Below are 22,251 nucleotides of genomic sequence, written 5' to 3'. Positions count from 1 at the left end.
ATTAGTCTTTTACCTTGCAGCATCCAAATTCCTTATCTAGCCCAAAGACTTTGCAATACTCGCTAAACACGCAGCTGACGCTTCTTTTGGCGCAAACGATCGGGATATTGCGCTTTTTAGCTTGGTTTTTTATCGTTTTCATCGTGTTGTGGTTTAAAAAACTGGTTAGCATCACGACGCACTCGGTATCTTGCGGGATCGGTTTGCGATTTACGCGGTTTTCGTTGCGCGCGTCCCAGTGTTCGATCGCTTCCGCGCCGAGGTCTTTTAGGACTGCTTTTATAGGCGTTATTTCGTCGGCTCCGATAACTAAAACTGACATTTCTGGCTCCTGTTTATTTGATTGTGATTATTATAAAATAGATTAGCTAAAAAATAGCTTAGTTATGATAGTTGTTATCAGTTAAGTGCAAATTTGTAACGCATGTCAAATTTTGTGAGGAAATTTTAAATTTGACTTACTCATTTATCTTTTAGAATCAAGAAACGGCGCTCAAATTTGACGAATAGACGACAAGAGCAAAAAGCTCGACGTTTTTGCTCTTAAATTTGGTAGAAAATAAATCAAATTTGGGTTCAATTTTACCCGTCCGATTTTGCCGCCTTATCAAGCTCCATCTGCTTTTCGAGCCGCTTAAACTCGTCAGCATAAATTAGCGCATTATCGACGCACTCGAGCCAAAACTCCAGCGTTCGCGCGTCCTTGCCGAAGTGCTTTTGTAGCAAAGTTTCAACGCTCATCACGCCGCACTCGCGCAAAAACGCCTTGTACGCGCCGATAAATTTATCGCCCGCGCGCCTAAACTCGCCCAGCAAAAACTGCGAGAGCAGGTAGCCGACAGTGTAGGGGTAGTTGTAGATGTATTGATCGGTTTTGTAAAAATGTAGCTTAAAGTATGGCAAAAAGCCCTCCGCGTCCTGCGTCGTATCGCCGTAGCGTCCACGCCACGCCTTTTGCATGAGCTCCTCTATCTGCGCAGCGCTGACCGCGCCCTTTAGCCTAGCCTTTAAAAAGGCGATCTCAAAATCAAACCGCACGCCGATGTGTAGCATGAAATTTGCCGCAGATTTTAGCTCCTGCCACAAGATGTCGAAGGTCAAATTTTTATCCGCGCTATTTTTTCGCAGATAGTTTCGCAGTACGGCTTCATTAAAGGTGCTCGCAGCCTCGGCTAGCGTCATAGGAAACTGCGTTTGCAGCGCGGGCAGATCGCGCATGATCCAGTAGTGCCACGCGTGCCCGAGTTCGTGCGCTTGCTGGATCATATGCGCCTGCGTGCCCATGTAGCTAGAAAATACCCGCGGCTGACGAAATTTATCAAATCTCGTATAAAACGCCCCGCCTGCTTTGTTTTCGCGCACCTGCGCCTCGATCCAGTTTTTCTGCAGCATCATTTTGATAAATTCGGGTATCTCCTCGCCAACCTCGCCCAGAGCCTCGCAGATCGTCTCTATCGCCCGCTCATAGTGGATCTCCTCCGTGCTAGTGAAAGGAGACGGCGCGAGCAGATCGCAGGCGTAAATTTTACCCTGCGGGAAGTACTTCGCGCGCAAGCTCACGCACTCTCTGATCTTGTCCGATCTGCGATCTAGCGCCGCAAACATCGCCGTTACGGCCTGCTCGCTGATTTTATTTTGCTGCAGGCTAGGCGTGAGGATATCCGTCCCCGCCGCCCTAAATTCGCCCAACCTAAAGCCCTGAAGCAAATTTAAAACGTCGGCGTACAGGCTCGCGTGCTTATCGTAATGCTCCGCTAGCCCCTCAAACACGCTCTTTCGCAGCGCAGCATCGGGCGAGCCCTTTAAAACGCCCGCGCATTTTGAGAGATTGTAGATGCTTTTTACGCCGTTTTTATCGGTAGCTTGCACAGCGATGAGGTTGTTTAGATGTCTAAATACGTCGTAAAGCGGAGCGAAACTGCTAGCCGCCGTATCCTCGTAAATTTTACGCTCCTTTGCGTCAAATTTTGCCCGCCAGCTACTTTTGCGCTCGTCGTAAAGAAATTTTATCCGCGCAAACTCCTGCGTTTGGCGCGCGGTATCGGAGGGATCTAGCGCGTCTATCTTTTCAAAAATGATCTCTTTCGTTTGCTCAAGACGCAAAAATTTCTCCCTGATTTTCGCCTCGGCCGCGCCTGCTCGCTCGTCTTTGGTATCGTCGCTTGATTTGCAGCGGCAAAACGCGAGCAAGGAATTTACCTCCTCAAAGCCGCACTCATATGCGTTTATCAGCAAATTTAGCCCGCCGCTAGAGCCCAGCAGCTCCTCTATCTCGCCTAAAATTTCGTCCAAATTTGACAGCGCGTCCGTAAACCTCGCGTCGTCAAAGTCGCCGTACGCGTCCTCAAACGTCCATCTAGGAAGCTCCATTTTACGCCTCACAATGAGAGTAAAAATACGAAAATATGGTGACTAACGAGGCCCAAGACCGCCGGCACGCTGCAACGTTTGACGATATCGAGCGGACTGCATTTTAGCATGCCTGCTATCGCGACGACCACGCCTGCGACGGGCGAGAGAGGGCGAGCGATAGTCGAGGCCTGGTGCATCGGTAGCACGAGCATCACGGAGCTCACGTTTAGCTTAGCCGCGATATGCGGCACCATCTCGATGAGAGGGTAGAAGCTCGCGCCGTTTGAGCCAGAGATGATCGTAACTAGCGTCGTGATGACGACGAAAAGCACCGACATGCCAAAGCCGCCAAAGCCAAGCGAATTTGCGAGTTTTACGATGCTATCGAGCATGCCTAGAGCCTTAAAGCCTTCTGCAAATACGCCCGCTGCGATGATAAGGATCACGACGCCGCTTAGGCTCTTACCCATCGCTTGGAAAAATACCTTGACCCCCTCGGCAATCGGGTCAAATTTAAACCTATACCTAACCGCTTCAAAAAGCATCGCGATGACGACTGATAGGATGATGATCGCAGAGATGTCAAGCTTGATAGAGGCGATGCAGTACTGCGAAAATACGACCACCAAAATCATCGGTAAAAACGGCAGTATCGCGTAAATTTTAGGAGCGGCGGCTTCGGGATTTTGCACGGCGCCGTCAAATTCCATCACTTCGCCCACGTGCTCGCTGCACACCCAGCCCTCTTTTTTATCCAGATATCTGTTCCAAAAAACGAGCGCGATACCCATCACGATCGAGGTCGGAAGCGCGGCCGGGATCTTATAGACGAAAACGTAATCTAAAATGCTAAGCTGCGTAGCCTTCGCCGCTGCGGCCGTCGATGCGCCGATGAGCACCATCGAGGCGGCTCCCGACATCGCGCAGATCGAGCCTACGGTGAGCTTGTTTAGTCCAAGCGAGATGAGCACGGGCCCTAGCAGCGCAAGACATAGCACGCCAAGCCCCACCGCGCTAGTGATAACCATGCTGATGAGTTTAGCCACCGCAAATGCGACGAACACCATGACATATGGGTTTTTGATCCTAGCAAAGCGCTTCGTAGCGATAGAGACGAAAGCGTGGTTCGCGCCGATATGCGTCATATAGCTCGCAAAGCCCACCATAAACATGATGATAAGGCCTAAATTTGCAAATCTGTTTGAGAACATATATCGTATAAACTCGATAATGTTTAGGTAGGCGTTGCCCGTCGCTACGGCCTGTTTAGGCATAAAATTCCCCGTGCCTAGCGCGACCGAGCAAATCAACATAAAAACGCCCGAAAGAAAAAGCACGAGCGGCGCGTACTTACCCCGCACTATCGCCCAGCCCACGATAAACAGCACTACCGTGCCGATAATAATACCTGTAGCAGCCATATTTTGCTCCTTTTTAGTGTTTTTGTGTATTAAATCCAGAGCAAATTTTACTACAAATACTGATATATTAAGCTAAAATAAAAATTATTTTTTAGTTTTTTTAGACTACTCTTATTTTATGTAACTTTGATTTTTATTAAAATTTTAGACTAATGCGGCGTGTTTCAGATCAAATTTGACGTCTCGTATGTGCTTAAAATTTTAAAAAGCTATAAAGCCAAATTTTACCAAGCGACGAATTTAAGCCGCATAGATCAAATTTAGCTCCGCTCAAATTTAGATTTTATCCAACCTCACTCCCGTGGAAGTCCGTTTTTATCGGACTTATTGCTGATTAGCTTACCCGATTCGTCGTATTTTTTGGCGCGGATGAGCCTGCCGCGCTCAAACTCCCCCTCGGCTTCGAGTTTGCCGTTTGCGTAGTAGTGGCGCGCCTCGCCGACCTCCAGCCCGTCCTCAAACATCACTCTGGCTTTTAGCTTGCCGTTTTCGTGATACTCCTCGTATAGCCCGTGATAGCGCCCGTTTTTAAACATCACTTTCGCCGCTAGCGCCCCGCTCTCGTAGTAGTCCAGCCCCGCGCCCGTTTGGCGGCCGTCTTTGTACTCGTATTCGCCTCGTAGCTTGCCGCTTGGGTAGTATTCGCGCACGACGCCGTCCTTTTCGCCATCTTTGTAATTTTCTACCACGCGCGTTTTGCCGTTTTCATAAAATCGCTTCCAAACGCCGTTTTTGCGGTCGTTTTTGTATTCGCCCGTCTCCTCCACGGCGCCGCTTTCGTAGTACCACATCTCCGCGCCTTCTCGCTTACCCTCTTTGTAGGTTCGCACGCCGCGGATTTTGCCGCTTTTGTAATAGTCGAAGTCCTCGCCGTTTCGCAGCCCGCCGACGTATGGGCTGCGTGCGCTAACCTCGCCGCTAACGTAATAATCGGTAAACACGCCCTCTCGCTTGTCCGCCTTGTAGGTGCCCTCCTGCTTTAACGCGCCACCCTCGTCAAAGTAGTAGCGGCGGTAGCGCCCGTCGCGGACGCCGTTTTTGTATTCGCTCTCGCCCATCAGAGCGCCGCTATCTGCGTGGTAGTGCTTCGCTGTGCCCTCGCGGACGCCGTTTTTTAGGGGGTATTCGTTTGAGGGCTTGTCCCTACCGTCAAAATAGTCTCTATATCGCACCGCCGTGCCGCCCTGCACGTCGATCTCGCGTATGAGCGTGGGCGGCAGAGGTTTTAGCCTCGGATAGACCATGCCCATAGCATTTACGTCATATAGGTCCTCGACGCTGTATCGAAGCATCTTTAGCGTGCCGTCGTAGAGCTTGCCTTTTACGTAGTAAAGCCCGTTTTTTAGGCTCGCTTCGGGCTTCATTACGACTTTTGGCTCTAGAGCTTGCGCACCGATGGCTAGAAGCGGAAGTAAAAATAGAAATTTTAGGATTTTCATGGTTTTTCCTGTTTTGTTTGATTTGGGTAATTTTAAAATTTAAAGCTAAATTTAAGATGAAGGCGCGATTATTTTTATTTTGGATGAGTTAAATTTAAGGGCTCTTGCCAAATTTAACCGTCTTTTAGTGCTTCCGCGATGATCGTCCACTCTTGCATGAGCCTTTCAAAGCTAAAATTTGCATTCGCCGGGCTAGTAGAGGGTAGCTTGGCGGGCTCTTTACCCGTTGCGTTTAAAATTTGATTTTTTAGGTATTTTTCGCAAATTTCGTGCGCCTTGCCGCCGTTTGAAAATACTTGCACGATGCACGCGCCGCTAAAAATCGGCTCTAAATTTGCAGGTGCGACGGCGGTCATTTTGGCATCGCTCGAGCCCTTTATCTCGCACGAGATCGCGGCGTCGTAGATGGCGATGCGGTGAGCGAGCAGGAATTTTATCTTCTCATCCGTGCTAACAGGCGGCGGAACGTTTAAAATCCTGGCCAGAACACGCCAGAAACGATTTTGCGGATTTGCGTAATAAAAGCCAGATTTACGAGAAACTACGGAAGGAAAGGATCCGAGGATTAAAATTTTAGAGTTTTTATCGAAAATAGGTTTAAAAGGATGGGTTTGGCTCATTTTGCGCCTTTTAAATTTGCCGCGTTAAATTTAAAATTTCAAATTTGAAAGCAAATTTAACCGCCCGAACGAGCGGCTAAATTTACAGATATTTTCTCCCGCCCGTCAAATTTGAGCGAGAGAAATTTGCGCCCTACTCGGCGCTTTCGTTAGCCTGTTCCGAGCTAGACTCGACCTCATCGCTAAAGTCAGCCAAGCTTAGGCGTTTTAGCTGGCGGTAGCGTCTTTGCGCGTCGGCCTTGTTTTTAGCTAGCAGCTCGTCTGCGTGCTGCGGGTTAGTTTTTTTAAGAGAGTTGTAACGAACCTCGTTTAGCAAAAACTCCTCGTAAAGCGACCAATCCGGCTCTTTTGAGGTCATTTTGAGCGGATTTTTGCCCTCTTTGATTAGGCGCGGATCGTAGACGTAGGTCGGCCAGTAACCGCATTTCGTCGCTAGCTCGCCTTGATCGCCGGAGTAGGCCATACCGCCTTTTATACCGTGCGCGATACACGGCGAATACGCGATCACGAGGCTCGGACCGTCGTAGGCCTCGGCTGCGGCGATGGCTTTTATCGTGTTTGCCTGGCTCGCGTTTGAGTTGATCTGCGCGACGAAGATATTTCCGTAGGTCATCGCGATGTAGCCCAGATCTTTTTTCTGCATCGGCTTGCCGCTAGCGGTAAACTGTGCTATAGAGCCAGCGCGGCTTGATTTTGAGCTTTGGCCGCCGGTGTTTGAGTACACCTCGGTGTCAAGCACGAGCACGTTTACGTTCTCGCCGCTAGCTAGCACGTGGTCAAGCCCGCCAAAGCCGATGTCGTACGCCCAGCCGTCGCCGCCGATGATCCACTGGGATTTTTTGACGAGGTATCTTTTTAGCTCTAAAATTTCTTTTACGCCCGGGATGCTTAAATTTTGCTCCAAAAGAGGGGTCAAAATTTTAGCGATTTGCGTCGTTTTCTCGCCGTCGTTTTTATGTGCGATCCAGTCGGAGTATAGCGCGGCTAGGGCATTTGGCGCGTCATCTTTGGTGCGTAGCATGACGTCTTCTATGCGGTGGCGAAGCGTCTCTACCGCAACGTTCATGCCCATACCAAACTCCGCGTTATCCTCAAACAGCGAGTTCGCCCACGCTACGCCCTTGCCCTCTTTGTTCGTCGTATAAGGCGTCGAAGGCGCGCTACCGCCGTAGATCGAGCTACATCCGGTGGCGTTTGCCACTATCATGCGGTCGCCAAATAGTCTCGTAACAAGCCCGATATAAGGCGTCTCGCCGCAACCAGGGCACGCACCGTGAAACTCAAATAGCGGCTGCGCAAAGCCAACGCCCTTGACGCTTTCTTTGCTCATCAGGTCGTCTTTGTAGGTTACTTTTTTAAACAAATAATCGGCGTTTTCCTGCTCGTGCCGCTCCATCTCCTCGGCCAAAGGCACCATGACGAGCGATTTTTCCTTGCTCGGGCAGTTTTGAGCGCACAGCTCGCAGCCCGTGCAGTCTAAAGGGCTTACTTGGATTTTGTATTTTAGTCCTTTTACCTCTTTGCCCTTGGCGTCTAGGACGTGATCTTGCACGGTTTGAGGCGCGGCGGCGAGCTCGTTTTCATCGATAAGAAACGGCCTGATGACCGCGTGCGGGCAAACGAAAGCACACTGGTTACACTGGATACAATTTTCCTCAATCCATTTAGGCACCATTACGCCGATGCCGCGTTTTTCGTAGGCCGTCGTGCCTGACTTAAAGTGTCCGTCTTCAAAGCCAACAAACGCCGAAACGGGCAGGCTGTCGCCCCTAGCGGCATTGATAGGCTTAACGATTTTTTCTATAAATTCGTCGCCGACGTATTTCTCCTCGTTAGCGGCGTCATCCGTCAAATTTGCCCAGCTAGGATCGACCGCGACCTTAACCAGTCCGTCAGCGCCCATGTCGATAGCCTTGTAGTTCATCTCCACGATCGCTTCACCCTTTTTGGCGTAGGCTTTGTGCGCGTACTCTTTCATGTATTTTTGCGCGTCGGCAAACGGGATGATGTCGGCTAGCTTGAAAAACGCCGACTGCATGATGGTATTCGTGCGGTTTTTTAGCCCGATCTCGCGAGCTAGCTTAGTAGCGTTGATGATGTAGAAATTTACCTTTTTAGCGGCCAAAATTTTCTTTACTTTATTCGGTAGTTTAGCAACCGTCTGCTCGGCGTCCCAGATCGAGTTTAGCAGGAATGTCCCGCCCTCGCGGATACCGTCTATGACGTCATAAATTTCAAGATACGCCGCGACAGAGCAGGCTACGAAGTGCGGATTTGAGACGAGGTAGGTCGAGCGGATCGGGTTTTTACCGAAGCGCAGATGCGAGCGAGTGTAGCCGCCTGATTTTTTGCTGTCGTAGGCAAAATACGCCTGCGCGTAAAGCTCGGTTTTATCTCCGATGATTTTAATGGAGTTTTTATTCGCCCCAACGGTACCGTCCGCGCCAAGGCCATAAAATAGGCACTCTTTCACGCTTGCGTCGCTTAGCGAAATTTTTTCGCCGACTTTTAGCGAGGTGAAGGTCACGTCGTCTTCGATACCGACGGTAAAGCCGTTTTTGGGCTCGCTTAAATTTAGGTTTTCAAAGACGGCTAGCATCTGAGCAGGATCGATGTCTTTTGAGCTTAGACCGTAGCGACCGCCCACGATCACGGGCTGATTTTTGCGTCCGTAAAACGCCGCCTTAACGTCCAGATATAGCGGCTCGCCGAGGCTTCCTGGCTCTTTCGTGCGGTCTAGCACGGCGATCTTTTCTACCGTCTCAGGCATCACGTCAAAGAGGTATTTTAGGCTAAACGGACGGTATAGGTGCACCTTTAGCACACCCACTTTTTCGCCCTTTGCGCGCAGGTGATCGACGACCTCTTCTAGAGTTTGCGTAACGGAGCCCATCGCGATCACGATGCGTGTAGCCTGCGGATCGCCATAATAATTAAACGGTTTATAATCTCGTCCCGTGATTTTTGAAATTTCTTTTAGATACTTGGCCACGATATCAGGCACCGCGTCGTAGTAGCGGTTAGCTAGCTCGCGCGTCTGGAAGTAGATATCGTCATTTTGCGCCGTACCTCGAGTTTTCGGGCTTTCGGGACTTAGCGCCTCGTCTCTAAATTTTTGTAGCGCCTCGCGGTCAAGAAGCTTATCAAAGTACGCGTAGTCAAGCACCTCGACCTTTTGTATCTCATGGCTCGTGCGAAATCCGTCGAAAAAGTGCAAAAACGGTACGCGACCCTTGATCGCCGCTAGATGCGCGACGCCCGCGATATCCATGACCTCTTGCACGGAGCCGCTTGCTAGCATCGCAAAGCCCGTTTGGCGACAGGCATAAATGTCCTGATGATCGCCAAAGATAGAAAGCGCCTGGGCCGCGATAGAGCGCGCGCTCACGTGGATAACGCCGGGTAGTAGCTGGCCTGCGATTTTGTACATATTCGGGATTTTTAGCAAAAGGCCTTGCGAAGCCGTGTATGTAGTGGTTAGCGCACCTACTTGCAGCGAGCCGTGCACGGTGCCCGCAGCCCCGCCCTCGCTTTGCATTTCGACGACTTTAACCGGCATACCGAATAGATTTTTCTTACCCTGAGCCGCCCACATATCGGTGTAGTCGGCCATCGGCGAGCTAGGAGTGATCGGGTATATGCCCGCAACCTCGGTAAATGCGTACGATGCGTGCGCCGCAGCCTCGTTTCCGTCCATAGTTTTCATTATTTTAGCCATTTTTCCGCCTTAAATTTTCTTATGTTTTTTAAAAATCTTTTATTATAGAGCTAAATTCCAAAATCTATCATTAATCCGTCGCTTTACATTTTCAAAAAGGCCTAAATTTAATAATCTTAAGCCCCAAATTTGTTTTGTCGGCCGATTTTAAAAACCGCTCAAATTTAAGCGATAAATTTAAAAAACAAAGAAGCTATGCGTAAAAATTTATCTGCGTTAGCCGCAATTTTCGTCTTATGCTTTTATGTCGCGGCGAATGAAAAAATCACGAACGAAGCAAAATTTGTGATAGACTAGCGCAAGAAGACATATTGCTTCTTCATTGCTATCTCGCGATACGGTTTTATCATCATCGCTCAAAAAAGGCTTGAGGTTATTGCTAAAGACGGTTCGGTAGAAAACGAGCCATTATCGGCTATCTGGGCACTGAGTCTCGTATAAAAAGCCTTAGATGCGAATTTTGACGGCGTTTATCTTAATACAATCGATGCGCTTGAGCCCTTTGAGAAAAAGGGAGCGCATCGGCAAGTCAAATTTGCCTCTTTGCCCTGGTTCTTGCGACAAATTTGATTTAAATTTGACTTGTCATACTTGTCGCTACGTTTTATAAGTGATTAAATTTAACAACTCAAACAAACGCTAAAAATAACCGTTTAGCGATCTAGCTACAGGTTTTGATCGCTGCTAAAATTCTAAATTTATCGGCTAGCCTCATCTGCCCGCTATAAATTTAACCGCCTCAAATGCATTTTTAAAGATCAAATTTGAGTGCCCGCGCAAATCAGCCTCATTGCCGTAGCCGCAAACCAGCCCGATGCCCGCGATGCCCGCACGCTTCGCTGCTTCCAGATCCATCGTCGTATCGCCGATCATAAAGGCGTTTGCCTTATCTTGCGCGCTTGTGTTACCTAGGCGCTCAAGAGCCCTGTTTATGGGCTCAGGGTCGGGCTTTGGATTTACGACGTCGTCTCTGCCGATCACGGTTTTGATAAATTTCATAACACCCAAGTGCTCAAGCAAAATGACCGAAAATTTCGACGTTTTCGTCGTAACGACGCCCACGTCCGCGACCTCGCTAGCAAGCGACAACGCGCCAGCCGCGCCCTCAAGCAGCGATGTTTGCTCCAAAAAAATCTGCTCATAACGCGCCTTATACGCGGCGATATAATCAGGCACGAGCTGCATCGGCGCTCCAAGTCCGGCAAACATGACGTCAAGCGGATGGCCGACTAGAGCCTTGACCGCCTCGGGCTTTGGAGCGGGCTCACCGTGAGCGCGAAACGCCGCGCCAAATCCATCAAGGATCGCGGGCGTCGAGTCGATAAGCGTACCGTCTAGGTCAAAAAATATGGTTTTTTTCATCTTGCTTCTTTCGTTTTTTTGATTGTGATATAGCAAATTTGACGGCATTTTCGCGTCAAATTTACAATTTAATAAACTTTGATTTTACTTTTTGTATTTTAAAATTTGCCTTAAGTCGGCTTTTCAAAATTTCAAATTTTAATCATTATGGGTTTTTATTTCGTTTTACCTTATTGTAGGCTAGGTACTGAAATTACGGTTTTCTTAAAATACCATGATGTCAAATTTAACTTTTATGTAAGGATACTGTTTAAAATATTGCAGGCAAAATTTATGATAGTTATATACTTTTACACAAATTTAACAGCACGGAATTGCAGGTTAAATTTAACCTATCAACCATACAAGCAAATAAGTATAAAATATACAAGAAAACCGAGTGATTAAATTTGCTAGTCTTGTCTTTTGTCTTGATAGCGGATGCTAAGCTGCGGCGACGGTATAGAGATGCCTTTAGCGTCAAATGCGAGCTTGACGCTTTCTAGAATAGCAAACTGCACATCCGAAAAATCACTGCTCGCGCACCAAAATCTAGCGGTCAAATTTACGCTATTTTCACCCAAACTTCCGACGCCGACGAATGGCTTTGGCTCTTTTAGGATCTTTTTGTTTTTGTCAGCTAGGTTTAAATAATCTCTTTTGCAAGCTTTAAATCGTCTTTATAATCTATGGAAAATACGAGCTCAACCCGCCTAGTGCCCTCTTTTGAGAAGTTTATTATATTGCTACTTATGATACGTCCGTTTGGGATAATGATGGTTTTGTGATCGGTCGTACGCAAAACAGTGCTAAACATATTGATTTCTTTGACCGCGCCTTGCACGCCTGCGACTTCGATGTGGTCTTTGAGTTTAAACGGCCTAAAAAATATTATCAAAAATCCTGCGCCGATGTTTGAAAAAGTATCCTTAAACGCCATACCGATAGCAAGACCGATGGCACCTAGCGCAGCAACGAACATAGACGTCTCGACGCCCAAATTTGCAATCGCAGCTATGATTACGAAAGCCATAAGAAGCGTTTTGATGATATTTAGCAAAAATTCGAAAGAGTTTCGTCAAGTCGAGAGGAAATGATTAATTTTGATATAAGATTTGAGATTTTAGCTACTAGCCATTTGCCGATAAGCAATATGGTGATAGAGCCTAAAATTTTTAAAGAATAGGACGAGATTAACGACCAAATAAGTTCGAATTTAATCTCGTCCATGCATTAATTAAGCTAGGCTAATTATTTGTTAAATCTAGCTTCAACGCGTCTATTTTCAGCGCGTCCTTCTTTTGTTTTGTTTGAAGCGATAGGTTTAAGCTCGCCATATCCGATAGATGTGATCTTGTCTGCGCTTACGCCAAGCTCTTCAAGAGCTTTAGCAACTGCGTTTGCTCTTTTTTCAGATAGTTTTTGGTTGTAAGCCTCAGCGCCTACGCTATCTGTATGTCCGCTTAGAACTACGCGGTAACCTGGATTTTCACCCATAAAGTTAGCTACTTTTTTGATCTCCTCAAGATATTTTGGAGTTATTTTGTAGCTATCGAATGCGAAGTTTACGCCGATATCTCTAAGAACGATAACCTTCTCGCATCCAGTCTCGTCAACCACTACGCCTGCCGGTGTATTTGGGCATTGATCGACATCGTTTAAAACGCCGTCATTGTCATCGTCAAGGCTAACAGGAGCAGGAGCAGGCTCAACTTTTGGAGCTTCTGCAACTACAGGAGCGTTTTTAGGAGCAAAACCTACTGCAAAACCTAGAGTATAGAATAGATTGTGATCTCCGTGGTTAAATTTGATAGCATCAACAGCTTCAGCACGCAACGCAAAGTTGTCGGTGATTTGGTATCTTAAACCAAGACCGTATTGACCGAAGCCGCCGTCGTCATTTTTAACGAATCTTTTTGAAACATCCTCATATCCAGCACCTAGTAATCCATAAAGTGAAAGATTGTCAGTGATACCGAAATCTTTGATGGCATTTACGAAATATCTAGTAGCTTTGCCTTTTACGCCGTACTCTCTAACCTTATCTGCATGGCTAAAACCTAGCTCTACTTGGTTGATGAAGAAATTCTCAAGGTTTCTACCAAGTCTTAAACCGATAGCAGCTTGATCGTTCATTCCAAGGTTACCCTCAGGATGAACTCCGCCGATGGTTGGAGTTAATTCATATTTGTAAGCTGAATCAGCAGCAAAAAGAGCTGTAGCAGCAACTAAAGCAATAGCAATCTTTTTCATAGAAAATCCTTTCAAGTGAAATGTATGTTTCAATGATAACACAAAAATTATAAATTTCGTTTAAACATTTGATATTTGCGAGTTTACAAAAAACCAACCGCAAATATCAATGCACCTTAAATTCGCGCTACCCCAAAAACTATTAGCGTTTAGAGAATTGCGGGCTTCTTCTAGCTTTTCTTCTACCGAATTTCTTACGCTCGACAACGCGTGAGTCGCGAGTTAGTAGGCCTTTTGGTTTTAGAGTTGCTCTAAAGTCGGTGTCAAATAGAGCCAATGCTCTTGATATGCCGTGTCTTAGCGCCTCAGCTTGAGCAGAGTATCCGCCGCCTAGAGTCGTTGCGGTTACATCCACAGAACCCTCTTGTTTTGTTAAAAGTAGAGGTTGAACCACTTTTAGCTTGATAGCTTCGTGTCCGCCGAGCCAAGTGTTTAGATCAAGCCCGTTTACTAAAATTTTACCGCTGCCCGGTTTTAGCCAGACTTTTGCTACGGCAGTTTTCCTTTTACCGGTTGCATAAACTTTCGCCATGATTATTTTCCTTCTTTTTTAGCTATTTGAGCCGTGTGCGGATGCTCGCTGCCGGCGTAAACTTTTAGTTTTTTTATCATCTCTCTGCCGAGTTTTGTTTTTGGAAGCATTCCGCGAACGGCTAGCTTAAACAGTTTTTCCGGCTTATCGGCCAAAAGCTCGCCGAATTTCTCGCTTTTTGTGCTACCGAAATATCCTGAATGGCGGTGATAAAGCTTTTGCTCGGCTTTATTGTTGCCTGTAAATTCGGCTTTAGAAGCGTTGATTATGATAACGTAATCGCCGCAATCGACATTCGGAGTGAAATTTGGTTTATGCTTACCGCGAAGCAGCGTAGCTACCTCGGTTAGCAATCTACCAAAACGCTTGCCTGCCGCGTCAAGCACGATCCACTCGCGCTCCACTTCGTTTGGTTTTGTTATTTTCGTCATTTCTTACCCTTTAGATAATTTTAAGTCGTGATTGTATTCAAATGCACCTTACAGATAGCTTAATTTAAGCTATATTTAAATATCAATGCTTCGAATTTCGTCCCGCAAAGCGTAAAATATCGCTGCTTTCACGCTCAAATTCGGATAAATTTGAGCTAGTATTTTTTTATATTCACCTACTTGCGCGATGTTTTCATCTATATTTTTATCGCTCGTTTTGTAGTCGATCACGCAGATTTCGGTCTCGTCCAAACAGAGCAGGTCAAGCTGCTTTAGCATGCCTTCATAACGCAAAGGCTGTTCTTTAAACACCCTCTTTGCCTGCGTCATTTGCTTAAATTTAGGCTCGTTTATCAAATTTAGCCCGCGAGCGTAAATTTCATCCAGCTCGCCCTCGTCTAAAAATTTATAAAACGCATTTCGCATCGAAATTTGCGCCGTTTTTAGCGAGTCCTCGTCAAATTTTTCCGCCATCTCGAGCAGATAGTGCAGCGCCAAACCAAAATAAATCGCCTTTTGATTTTTGCCCTCGGATTTTGGCGTTTCATCTACGATTTGCTTTGGAATTTGAACTAGCACTATAGGCTCAAATTTGCCCGCCGGCGTCAAATTTCGCGCCTTGCTAGGAGTCGGTTCGCCAAAGCTAAAATCGACCAAATCAAGATACTCTATAACCTCGCCGCTACTCTCATACGCCCCAAAAAAGCTCGGATTTCTGCCGTTTGCACCCGTTTTTTTTACGATGATTAGCCCGCCAATCGCCCGAGTTAGCGCGACGTAGAGCTTGTTCATATCCTCTTCGCGCTCGAGCCGCGCCGCCTTTTCTTTTAACCTTGCAAAATCCTCGTCGATACACTGTTTTTTGACGTTATGGCGCACATGCCAGGAGCCCGTATCCGCATCGTATTCCGCGATAAAATTTGACCCGTCGTGCCGCCCTGCGCCCATTTTATCGCACACGATCACGTTTTCAAACTCCAGCCCCTTTGACTTGTGCACGGTCATGATTTTCACGCCCTCGCCGCTTTTTGCGCTTGCTTTGGCTTCAAATCTATCAAGATTATAGACAAACTCGGTCAAATTTGAATACGGCTGCGCCAGCTCAAGTAGTCGCAAAACGTCCGCATCGCTCATATCTACGCCGAGCCTGACCGCTAGATAGTGCAAGCTCTCAAGCGCCGATTTTTGCGGATTTACGCTTAGTTTTACGGCGTTTACGTCTAGGATCGCTTCGGTATTTAGCTTGTAAATTCGCTCGCCGAATAAGCAAAATTTAGCGTATTCCGCTACCGCGCGCGCGTTTTTGCTCGCTAGTAGCGGCATCACGCCCTCGCTCACGCTTTTTACGCCCGCCTCGCTCAGCAAATTTGCGATTTTATTTATATCGTCGTTTTTCCAGCAAAGCACGGTGATATCGTCCTTGCTGACCCCTTTTTGCAGGAGAAATTTAACCTGCTGCGCAGCCTCCATCGCCACGTCATCGCCGCTGCTTACCCGCACGAAGCCAAGATCGTCCTCCTGTGCCTCAAAATACGGCATCTGCCCTACCAAATTTACCCGCTCGCCCTCTTTTTGCGGCGTTCTTTGCGGTTTAAAATTTTCGATTTTACCCGCAAACACGGCGTTCGTAAATCTAACCAGCGCCTTTTTACTGCGGTAATTTACCTCCAAATTTTGCGTTTTGATCTGCGGAAAATCTCGCATCAGCTTGCCGAAAAGCTCCTTTTTGCCGCCGCGAAAACGGTAAATACTCTGCTTTACGTCGCCTACGTAAAAAAAGCTACCAAGCCCGTTTTGTCCGTATCCGGCAACGATTTCTTCGATGAGTGGACGCATGATCTCGTACTGCGCTACGTTGGTGTCTTGAAACTCGTCGATGAGCAGGTGATTTATACGCCCGTCGAGCCTAAAATAAAGCATCTGCGCGTCCGTCTCGCCGCCCCTTAAAAGCTCGTAAACTAGGCGCGTCACGTCGCTAAAGGCGAGCGAATTTAGCCTTTTATTTAGCGAGATTTTGCACTCTTTGTAGATTTTTAAAAACCTAGCCAGCTCGGCGATTTTATACTCCTCAAGCGCGTCAAAATAGCGTTTTAGCCGCGCTTTTAACTCAAGAAACATCTCGTCAAGCTCCGACGTATAAATTTTAGAAAACGTGCGATAATCAAGGCTCGCGCGCGACATAAAAGAGCGAGCTAAAATTTCGCTCGGGCTGCCCTCTTTCACGGCGCTTTGCGCGTCTTTGCCGCCGCCTCTAGCTAGGACGTATTCGCGCATATTTTTTAGCGCTTCTGCGACGCCGCTTTCGTTTGGAAACGCCGCATTTTCGCTGCTTTTAAGCTCGCCGAAATTTTCGTAAAACATCTCCAAACTCTCAAAAAAGCTACTCTGACTGCGCTCTGCCGTCGCTATCAAATTCGCAAGCGCTTTTAGCAGCCGCATATCCTTGCTCACGCTCGCGACAAACTCGCCTCGTTGCAGTTCGTTTAAATTTTCGCTCACTTCAAAATCCGCGCTTAGTCCCAAATTTAAACAAAAGCTGCGCAAGATACCGACAAAAAACGAGTCAAACGTGCCGATTTTTAGATCGCTTTCTAAAAAATGCGTCGCCCGAGCATCGCGCATAGCTAAAATTTCATCCCTGCCCGCGCCCAAAATTTGCTCCAGCTCGGCTAGCTCCGCGCCCTTTTCCTCGAGCCGCAAAAATGTCTGCACGATGCGCTCTTTCATCTCATTAGCGGCCTTTTTGGTGAAGGTCAGCGCCGTGATCTCGCGCGCGTCGGCGCCTGATAGCAAAATCGCGATAAAACGCACGCTAAGCGCAAAGGTCTTGCCGCTACCCGCACTCGCCTCGAGGGCCAAAAACGGCTTCATAGCTCACCTTTCACTAAAATTTTATAGTCTTCGTATTCGCTCATCGCGCCCTTGGCCTCCCCGAAATTTATCGGCGTATTATTGATGGATTTTAGCTGCTCGATCGCCTCTGCAAGCGTCTCCGTGCTAGCTTCGCCCGCCACCAAGTTCATATTATCTTTTAGATCATAAAAGCACCCCTCGCAAGGCCTACCAACGAGCGCCTCATAAAACGGCAATTGCAAGGATTTTGCGTCAATTTTTCCGCTTTTATAATCAATCACCGCTAGCTCGCCGCCGCGCCCGTCTATGCGGTCGATTTTACCCGCTATGCGCACGCCTGCAAACACGCTATCAAGCTCTTTTTCAAGTCCCTGCACGCGCCATCCCGCCTCATATCTCGCATCTTCTATGGCCTTAAATTTTTCCATCTTTATCATCGTTATCTCGCGCTCTAGCGGCGGAGTATTTAGCTCTCTTAGCACCGTTTCAAATTTAGCGAGGTCAAATCGCTCAAATTTGGAATAATACTCAAAAAGCGCCCTGTGTAGCGAGTTACCAAAGTCCGCCGCGGACGTCGTTTGCGGCATAACGGGCGGATTTACGTTTAAAATATATCTGTAATAATACCGCCGCGGGCACTGCAAATAGGTGTTTAGCCTGCTAAAAGAGAGCGGGATAGCGAAAAAATCGTGCTTGACGATGATGTCTTGCTCGAAAATTTTAGGTTTTGCGGGCGTTTTTCGAGTAAATTTTATAAAATTTAGCGCTCGCGGATTTTGGCTCGACGTTTCGTTTTGCGCGGCGTTTTCGTCAAATTTACTAACTAAATTTGCGTCCGAATTTAGCTCGCCCTGCGCATCAAATTCAAACAAACTCCGCTCCTTGGCGGTTTTTGCTTGTTTAGATTTAGCCTCGTTTCTTTCGTCAAGATGCGGGTTCGTCTCGGCCTCAAATTTTTGCTCGTCCGCAAATTCGCCGTTAAACAGCGCCGCATAGCTCTCGTCGCTAAATCTCGCGTCCTCCACGGCGTTAAATTCGCCGAGAAATCTCGACGCGATTTTCTCCTCGTTTGCCGCGTAGCATATCGCCGCTTTTTTTGCGCCGCCGATTAGGCTCTCGTAGTAAAATCTCTGCAAATTTTCGCGGTCTACGTAGCCGATGAGCCCCGCCTTTTGGCGCACGCGCGAGCTTAAAAACATCTCGTTTACGCTGCGCTTTGGCACCAAATCGTCATTAAAATCAAGCACTATGACGCCTTCAAATTTAAGCCCGCGACTCTCCAAAACGCCCATAACGCCGATCTTACCGCCGCCTACGTGATCAAGCCTAAGCCTAGCTAGCTTTATCAAAAATATCTCGCAAATTTGACGCAGCGTAAAGCTAAAATATCGCGCCAAACTCTGTGCGTAAAATAGCTCCTCGCGCGCTTTTTGCGCGGCGGCGTGATCGCTCTCAAGCGCCAAAATCTCCTCCATAAGCGCCCTAAAATCTTCAAACGAGCAAGGCACCTCAAAGCCGTTTTTAAATTTCGCAAACAGCTCGCCGCTAACGCCAAATTCATTTAGATTAAACTCAAATTCGTTGAAATTTTTATAGTTATCTTCGTTCAAATTTACGCGGATTTTGTCGTTTATCGCGGTTGCCAGGCACTTTAAAATTTGAAAAAATCGCGTGCGCGTGAAGCTCTCGCCCATCGCAAAGTTAAACATCTTGCCGCGGTCGTGCAGGCGCAATATCTCGGCAAAGCTCTCATCGGGTAGGATAACGGCGATGTTTTCGGGTTTGATGCCATCAGCCACAAACTCGCTAGCCTTTGCCATCGCGTAGGCCGCCTGCAAGCTTCTAGCGCTAAAGCTTCTTTTTAAAACGAGCGGATTTTTGCGCACGGCGCCCGTTTTTTTTAGCTCGCGCGAGCTCAAATTTAGCTCAAATTCGCCGTATAGGCTAAACTCGCTCGCCTCAATGCCGGAAATTTCAGCCAGTTTTGAGATCAGTTTTTTGTTAAATTTACTGGTTTGAAAGATGATTTTTAGCGTCGTTAGCTTTGCGATCTCGCTAAACAGCTCCCACTCAAATTCGCTCAAAAAGCCGTCTACTTCAAGATAAATCTCGCGAAATTCCTTTACAAATCCGCCGTTTAACTCGTAAATTTCAGGCAGCGCGATGCCGTCGTATAGATTTTCGGCCGCGAGCAGCTCCTTATATCGCGCAAGCACCACCTCGAGGATGCCCAAATGCTCCTCGTAATCGGCGTAAATATCGCTAAATTTCAGATCCGCCACGCTCTTTTTGCTGATGGCTAGCTCCTTAAAAAAGCTAAAAAGATAGTCGTTGTTTTTTAAAAACGCGAAGAACTCGGACGGGATACGCAGCCGCTCGGAGGCCTCTCTCACGCTCGCGCAGGCTCGCTGCATCAGCACCAGCGCGTACGCCTCGTCCGCCTCAAAGCGCCCCGGCACCAGCACGGCCTTTTGCTCAAACTGCGCTATCGTCATGGCCTTTGGCACGAGTTCGTTTTGAAATTTCGCGTTAAATTCGCGGATCTTTCGGGAGTTGGTAAAGATATAAAGTTTGTCTAAATTTTGCATAGAGGCTCTTTGTTTTTTGGCGCAATGATAACCCAGAACGGCTGAAAATCAAAGAAAACTAGCGCGCTTCGAAGCTAAATTTATAAAAGCCCGTATCGTTTGCGTCGGAGATTTTTAGCAAAATTTGCCATTTGCCTTTTTTTGGGAGCGTTACGGGCTGAGTTTTTAAAATTTGCCCGTCGAATTTGGCGTTTAAATTTTGATTTTGCTCGTTCGTAGCGGGTCTGGTTAGTAACATCTCGTGCGTGAAATTTGACGCTAGCGAGCCGTTTTTTGGCGTGACGGCGATCTTAAAGTATCCGCTTAATCCGTCAAATTCCGGCTCAAATTTAAGGGCGTACTTGGCGTCAAACCTGCGCTGGCTAGCCTCGATCTCGTTTATATTTTCATCGACGTTTTGGTAGCGCTCGAAGTAAAACTCGTCCATCTCCACGGGGTTTTTCACGGCCAGGGCGACCGTCGCTACACAGGAGGCGACTATCAAAATAAGCGATATAACGATAGCGTGAGGCCAGTAGTTTTTAGCCATTTTTCCTCCTAAATTTTCTAAACGCGGCGACGCAAACGACAAGCACGATAGAGCCGTAGATAAAAATCCTAAACGCATCAAGCGTGCGGCGATTTTGGCTACCGATAGCGTTTTGCAAGCTCACGCCCTTGCTCGCGGCGATCTGTTCGGCAAGATCCGCGTAGCCGTTTAGTACGGCAGCGTTAAAGATATCTTTGCCGTTTTTGGACGCTAGTATCGGTAAAATCGAGCCCGAGCTAGGATAAGGGCTTAAAATTTTCTCTTTATCAAAAAGCTTAAGCGTCTGCGGGTCGGCAAAAATTTCCACCTTATGCTCCGTTTTAGCAAGCATCAAAAGAGCGTAAGGCGGAGTCAAATTTAACTGCGCGGCCGCTTCTTTTAGCGTTTTGCCATCCAAGCTCTCATAAACCGCGACTCCTGCAAACACGCCGCTTTTACTCGCTAGCTCCTCGCCTAAAACCGCGACTTTCTCGCTTACGGCCGGGCTTAGGATGTTTTGATTTACTAAAACTATCTCGCGGGGCAAATTTAAGCCATACAGAGTCGCCGCGCCGTAAATAAAAAGCAAAAAGATAAAAAATGCGCGGGTTAAATTTGAAAATTTGAGCGCGAGGAAGCGGCAAAGGATAGTTAAATTTGAGCGAGCGTAATTTATAAATTGCATCGGCCAAGTTGAGCATTTTCGAGCAAAAAGCAAAGCGCGCCTCTATGGTTTAAGCTTAAAATTTGAAAAAGAGCGGCAAATTCTGCGCTCTTTGATTTATCAACTTTCATCCTACAAAAAGGTGATTTGGCGTTAGCACTGCCCACGCCGTAAATGCCGCCGCCGCAATGAGTCCCGCGACGATAAATTTCTCCAAAATCGCTTGCATATTTACTCCTTTACGCGCACTTGTTTGGCGTTATCCGCGCTTTTCATCTTTAGCTCGGAGGCGTTTAGCGAGTAAGGCTTTTGCGCGACTTCTTGCTGCAGCTTGATCGCGTAGTACGTGAGTGCCGCCAGGATCGCTAGCAGTAGCCCGGTCGCGATGAGTAGCCCGGTCACGCCGTGTAGGCCAAAAACATTTCGATTCGTGTTTTCCATTTATTCTCCTTTAGAAAGCGAGATGACGTACTCGCCGACGGCTTTTTGCTGCAAGGCGTTTAGCCTGCCGTCGCTAAATTTAGGCATCGTACCGATAGCGCCCTTTTTACCGCGCTGCAACACGTCCTCGACAAACTCGGCTGTGCCGTATTTAGATAGATCGGGAGAGTTGCCCTCCATGCCTTTGCCGTCCTCGCCGTGGCAAGCTGCGCAGGTCGCAAATAGCTCCTTGCCGCTAGCTACCAAATTTTCGTTTTTAGTCTTTTTTATACCGGAAATTTCCTTAGCGATGTAGGCCGCGATCGCCTTTGCGCCCTCTTCGTCGGCCATACCGGCAGGCATCTCGCCCATCGGATACTCTAGGCCTTTTGAGCCGTTCATTATCGTATCATATATCCCCTCTTCGCTACCCCATTTGGAAAGGTCTGCGGCCTTGCCGTTTATACCGTCGCCCGTTATGCCGTGGCAGGAGGAACACTGCACCAAAAACAGGCTTTCGCCCATGGCGTGAAGCGTCTTGGCGTCCACGTTTGCGAAGCGTTTTTCAAATTTAGCGTTTGCGGCGGCGACTTCTTCGTTGTATTCGCCGATTTGCGAGTAGGAGTTTACCGGATAGCCGGCGATCATATACCACAAGGCCCAGACGATACATATCGCATAAACTATCGCCCAGCCCAGCGGCAGAGGATTTTTGTACTCGCCTATGCCGTCCCAGCTATGCTCGCTTAGCTCGGCCTTAGGTTTTGCTACCTTCATCTGCCCGACCAAGCGACTTACGACGAAAGCCGTGGCTAAAACGATAGCAATAGCTCCGATAAGCCCCAGTAAATTTACATTATCTTCTAAATTAAACCATTGCATTATTTTTCCTTTTTAGCGTTTTGCTCTATGGACGCAGACTCTAAAATTTCCTCGTCGATACCGTCTTTTAGGGCGAGGTCGGAGTATCTTTCGTAGTTTCGCCTGCCGCTCTTTTCGGATCTATACAGATGAAAATAGTACCCGTAAAGAAGCGCGGCGCACACGGCTAGAAAGATAAAAGCTCCGTATCCTTGGAGCTCTCTTAGAGTTTGCGCGTCCATAAATTTGC

Annotated in this window: 20 protein-coding genes; all 20 read right to left on the bottom strand. The window is 47.6% G+C overall.

Going from position 1 to position 22,251, the window contains the following annotated elements; translation table 11 throughout:
* Position 1: 1 nt before the first annotated feature.
* The 20 genes from RWM02_RS03075 to RWM02_RS02975 all read right to left on the bottom strand — a co-directional run bounded on the left by RWM02_RS03075 (position 2) and on the right by RWM02_RS02975 (position 22,243).
* Positions 2-322 (bottom strand): DUF2325 domain-containing protein, encoded by a 321-nt coding sequence (locus tag RWM02_RS03075; RefSeq protein ID WP_002949171.1) that lies wholly within the window; start codon positions 320-322, stop codon positions 2-4.
* Positions 323-582: 260 nt separating this feature from the next.
* Entirely contained in the window at positions 583-2,370 is a 1,788-nt protein-coding gene (locus tag RWM02_RS03070; protein ID WP_314069053.1) for a M3 family metallopeptidase, read from the bottom strand.
* 8 nt (positions 2,371-2,378) lie between these two features.
* On the bottom strand, positions 2,379-3,773 hold the full coding sequence (gene dcuC, locus RWM02_RS03065) for a C4-dicarboxylate transporter DcuC (RefSeq protein ID WP_314069052.1): 1,395 nt from the start codon (positions 3,771-3,773) through the stop codon (positions 2,379-2,381).
* A gap of 293 nt (positions 3,774-4,066) precedes the next feature.
* Positions 4,067-5,212, bottom strand: coding sequence for a toxin-antitoxin system YwqK family antitoxin (locus RWM02_RS03060; protein WP_314069051.1), 1,146 nt, complete (start codon positions 5,210-5,212; stop codon positions 4,067-4,069).
* A gap of 113 nt (positions 5,213-5,325) precedes the next feature.
* Positions 5,326-5,832 carry a DNA-deoxyinosine glycosylase gene (locus RWM02_RS03055; RefSeq protein ID WP_314069050.1) on the bottom strand — a complete coding sequence of 169 codons (507 nt, stop codon included), beginning with the start codon at positions 5,830-5,832 and terminating at the stop codon, positions 5,326-5,328.
* Between the two features lie 133 nt (positions 5,833-5,965).
* The gene (gene nifJ / locus RWM02_RS03050; protein ID WP_314069048.1) at positions 5,966-9,550 is read right to left on the bottom strand and encodes a pyruvate:ferredoxin (flavodoxin) oxidoreductase; all 3,585 of its coding nucleotides are present in this window, start codon (positions 9,548-9,550) and stop codon (positions 5,966-5,968) included.
* 711 nt (positions 9,551-10,261) lie between these two features.
* On the bottom strand, positions 10,262-10,912 hold the full coding sequence (locus RWM02_RS03045; RefSeq protein WP_314069046.1) for an HAD family hydrolase: 651 nt from the start codon (positions 10,910-10,912) through the stop codon (positions 10,262-10,264).
* 392 nt (positions 10,913-11,304) lie between these two features.
* Entirely contained in the window at positions 11,305-11,514 is a 210-nt protein-coding gene (locus tag RWM02_RS03040; protein ID WP_390887720.1) for a hypothetical protein, read from the bottom strand.
* Positions 11,515-11,537: 23 nt separating this feature from the next.
* Positions 11,538-11,924 (bottom strand): mechanosensitive ion channel family protein, encoded by a 387-nt coding sequence (locus tag RWM02_RS03035; RefSeq protein WP_314069042.1) that lies wholly within the window; start codon positions 11,922-11,924, stop codon positions 11,538-11,540.
* Between the two features lie 20 nt (positions 11,925-11,944).
* Positions 11,945-12,121: a mechanosensitive ion channel family protein gene (locus RWM02_RS03030; protein ID WP_314069040.1), complete on the bottom strand. Its 177-nt coding sequence runs from the start codon at positions 12,119-12,121 to the stop codon at positions 11,945-11,947.
* 21 nt (positions 12,122-12,142) lie between these two features.
* Positions 12,143-13,144, bottom strand: coding sequence for an OmpA family protein (locus tag RWM02_RS03025; RefSeq protein ID WP_122862550.1), 1,002 nt, complete (start codon positions 13,142-13,144; stop codon positions 12,143-12,145).
* Positions 13,145-13,286: 142 nt separating this feature from the next.
* Positions 13,287-13,676 carry a 30S ribosomal protein S9 gene (rpsI, locus tag RWM02_RS03020; protein WP_009492499.1) on the bottom strand — a complete coding sequence of 130 codons (390 nt, stop codon included), beginning with the start codon at positions 13,674-13,676 and terminating at the stop codon, positions 13,287-13,289.
* 2 nt (positions 13,677-13,678) lie between these two features.
* Positions 13,679-14,107 (bottom strand): 50S ribosomal protein L13, encoded by a 429-nt coding sequence (gene rplM, locus RWM02_RS03015; protein ID WP_002949135.1) that lies wholly within the window; start codon positions 14,105-14,107, stop codon positions 13,679-13,681.
* 75 nt (positions 14,108-14,182) lie between these two features.
* Positions 14,183-16,978 (bottom strand): RecB-like helicase, encoded by a 2,796-nt coding sequence (locus RWM02_RS03010; RefSeq protein WP_314069034.1) that lies wholly within the window; start codon positions 16,976-16,978, stop codon positions 14,183-14,185.
* Positions 16,975-19,548 carry a PD-(D/E)XK nuclease family protein gene (locus tag RWM02_RS03005; RefSeq protein ID WP_314069032.1) on the bottom strand — a complete coding sequence of 858 codons (2,574 nt, stop codon included), beginning with the start codon at positions 19,546-19,548 and terminating at the stop codon, positions 16,975-16,977. Before RWM02_RS03005 ends, RWM02_RS03010 begins: the two co-directional genes overlap by 4 nt.
* 58 nt (positions 19,549-19,606) lie before the next feature.
* Positions 19,607-20,077, bottom strand: coding sequence for a FixH family protein (locus tag RWM02_RS03000; RefSeq protein WP_314069030.1), 471 nt, complete (start codon positions 20,075-20,077; stop codon positions 19,607-19,609).
* Positions 20,070-20,741 carry a hypothetical protein gene (locus RWM02_RS02995; RefSeq protein WP_314069028.1) on the bottom strand — a complete coding sequence of 224 codons (672 nt, stop codon included), beginning with the start codon at positions 20,739-20,741 and terminating at the stop codon, positions 20,070-20,072. The genes RWM02_RS03000 and RWM02_RS02995 overlap by 8 nt, the downstream gene beginning before the upstream one ends.
* 210 nt (positions 20,742-20,951) lie before the next feature.
* Entirely contained in the window at positions 20,952-21,161 is a 210-nt protein-coding gene (locus RWM02_RS02985; protein ID WP_295143959.1) for a DUF4006 family protein, read from the bottom strand.
* Positions 21,162-22,022 carry a cbb3-type cytochrome c oxidase N-terminal domain-containing protein gene (locus RWM02_RS02980; RefSeq protein WP_314069026.1) on the bottom strand — a complete coding sequence of 287 codons (861 nt, stop codon included), beginning with the start codon at positions 22,020-22,022 and terminating at the stop codon, positions 21,162-21,164. It abuts the gene before it with no gap.
* Positions 22,022-22,243 carry a cytochrome c oxidase, cbb3-type, CcoQ subunit gene (locus tag RWM02_RS02975; protein WP_297938909.1) on the bottom strand — a complete coding sequence of 74 codons (222 nt, stop codon included), beginning with the start codon at positions 22,241-22,243 and terminating at the stop codon, positions 22,022-22,024. Before RWM02_RS02975 ends, RWM02_RS02980 begins: the two co-directional genes overlap by 1 nt.
* Positions 22,244-22,251: the final 8 nt, after the last annotated feature.

Source organism: Campylobacter showae (genome assembly GCF_963515975.1).
GTDB classification, from domain to species: Bacteria; Campylobacterota; Campylobacteria; order Campylobacterales; family Campylobacteraceae; genus Campylobacter_A; species Campylobacter_A showae_F.
This window is presented reverse-complemented; position numbering and strand designations above follow the sequence as displayed.

Excerpts from the sequence above, each read along its gene's own strand:
- RWM02_RS03075 (WP_002949171.1), bottom strand. The coding sequence starts at position 322 with ATGTCAGTTTTAGTTATCGGAGCCGACGAAATAACGCCTATAAAAGCA.
- RWM02_RS03070 (WP_314069053.1), bottom strand. The coding sequence starts at position 2,370 with ATGGAGCTTCCTAGATGGACGTTTGAGGACGCGTACGGCGACTTTGAC.
- dcuC (WP_314069052.1), bottom strand. The coding sequence starts at position 3,773 with ATGGCTGCTACAGGTATTATTATCGGCACGGTAGTGCTGTTTATCGTG.
- RWM02_RS03060 (WP_314069051.1), bottom strand. The coding sequence starts at position 5,212 with ATGAAAATCCTAAAATTTCTATTTTTACTTCCGCTTCTAGCCATCGGT.
- RWM02_RS03055 (WP_314069050.1), bottom strand. The coding sequence starts at position 5,832 with ATGAGCCAAACCCATCCTTTTAAACCTATTTTCGATAAAAACTCTAAA.
- nifJ (WP_314069048.1), bottom strand. The coding sequence starts at position 9,550 with ATGGCTAAAATAATGAAAACTATGGACGGAAACGAGGCTGCGGCGCAC.
- RWM02_RS03045 (WP_314069046.1), bottom strand. The coding sequence starts at position 10,912 with ATGAAAAAAACCATATTTTTTGACCTAGACGGTACGCTTATCGACTCG.
- RWM02_RS03035 (WP_314069042.1), bottom strand. The coding sequence starts at position 11,924 with ATGGCTTTCGTAATCATAGCTGCGATTGCAAATTTGGGCGTCGAGACG.
- RWM02_RS03030 (WP_314069040.1), bottom strand. The coding sequence starts at position 12,121 with ATGGACGAGATTAAATTCGAACTTATTTGGTCGTTAATCTCGTCCTAT.
- RWM02_RS03025 (WP_122862550.1), bottom strand. The coding sequence starts at position 13,144 with ATGAAAAAGATTGCTATTGCTTTAGTTGCTGCTACAGCTCTTTTTGCT.
- rpsI (WP_009492499.1), bottom strand. The coding sequence starts at position 13,676 with ATGGCGAAAGTTTATGCAACCGGTAAAAGGAAAACTGCCGTAGCAAAA.
- rplM (WP_002949135.1), bottom strand. The coding sequence starts at position 14,107 with ATGACGAAAATAACAAAACCAAACGAAGTGGAGCGCGAGTGGATCGTG.
- RWM02_RS03010 (WP_314069034.1), bottom strand. The coding sequence starts at position 16,978 with ATGAAGCCGTTTTTGGCCCTCGAGGCGAGTGCGGGTAGCGGCAAGACC.
- RWM02_RS03005 (WP_314069032.1), bottom strand. The coding sequence starts at position 19,548 with ATGCAAAATTTAGACAAACTTTATATCTTTACCAACTCCCGAAAGATC.
- RWM02_RS03000 (WP_314069030.1), bottom strand. The coding sequence starts at position 20,077 with ATGGCTAAAAACTACTGGCCTCACGCTATCGTTATATCGCTTATTTTG.
- RWM02_RS02995 (WP_314069028.1), bottom strand. The coding sequence starts at position 20,741 with ATGCAATTTATAAATTACGCTCGCTCAAATTTAACTATCCTTTGCCGC.
- RWM02_RS02985 (WP_295143959.1), bottom strand. The coding sequence starts at position 21,161 with ATGGAAAACACGAATCGAAATGTTTTTGGCCTACACGGCGTGACCGGG.
- RWM02_RS02980 (WP_314069026.1), bottom strand. The coding sequence starts at position 22,022 with ATGCAATGGTTTAATTTAGAAGATAATGTAAATTTACTGGGGCTTATC.
- RWM02_RS02975 (WP_297938909.1), bottom strand. The coding sequence starts at position 22,243 with ATGGACGCGCAAACTCTAAGAGAGCTCCAAGGATACGGAGCTTTTATC.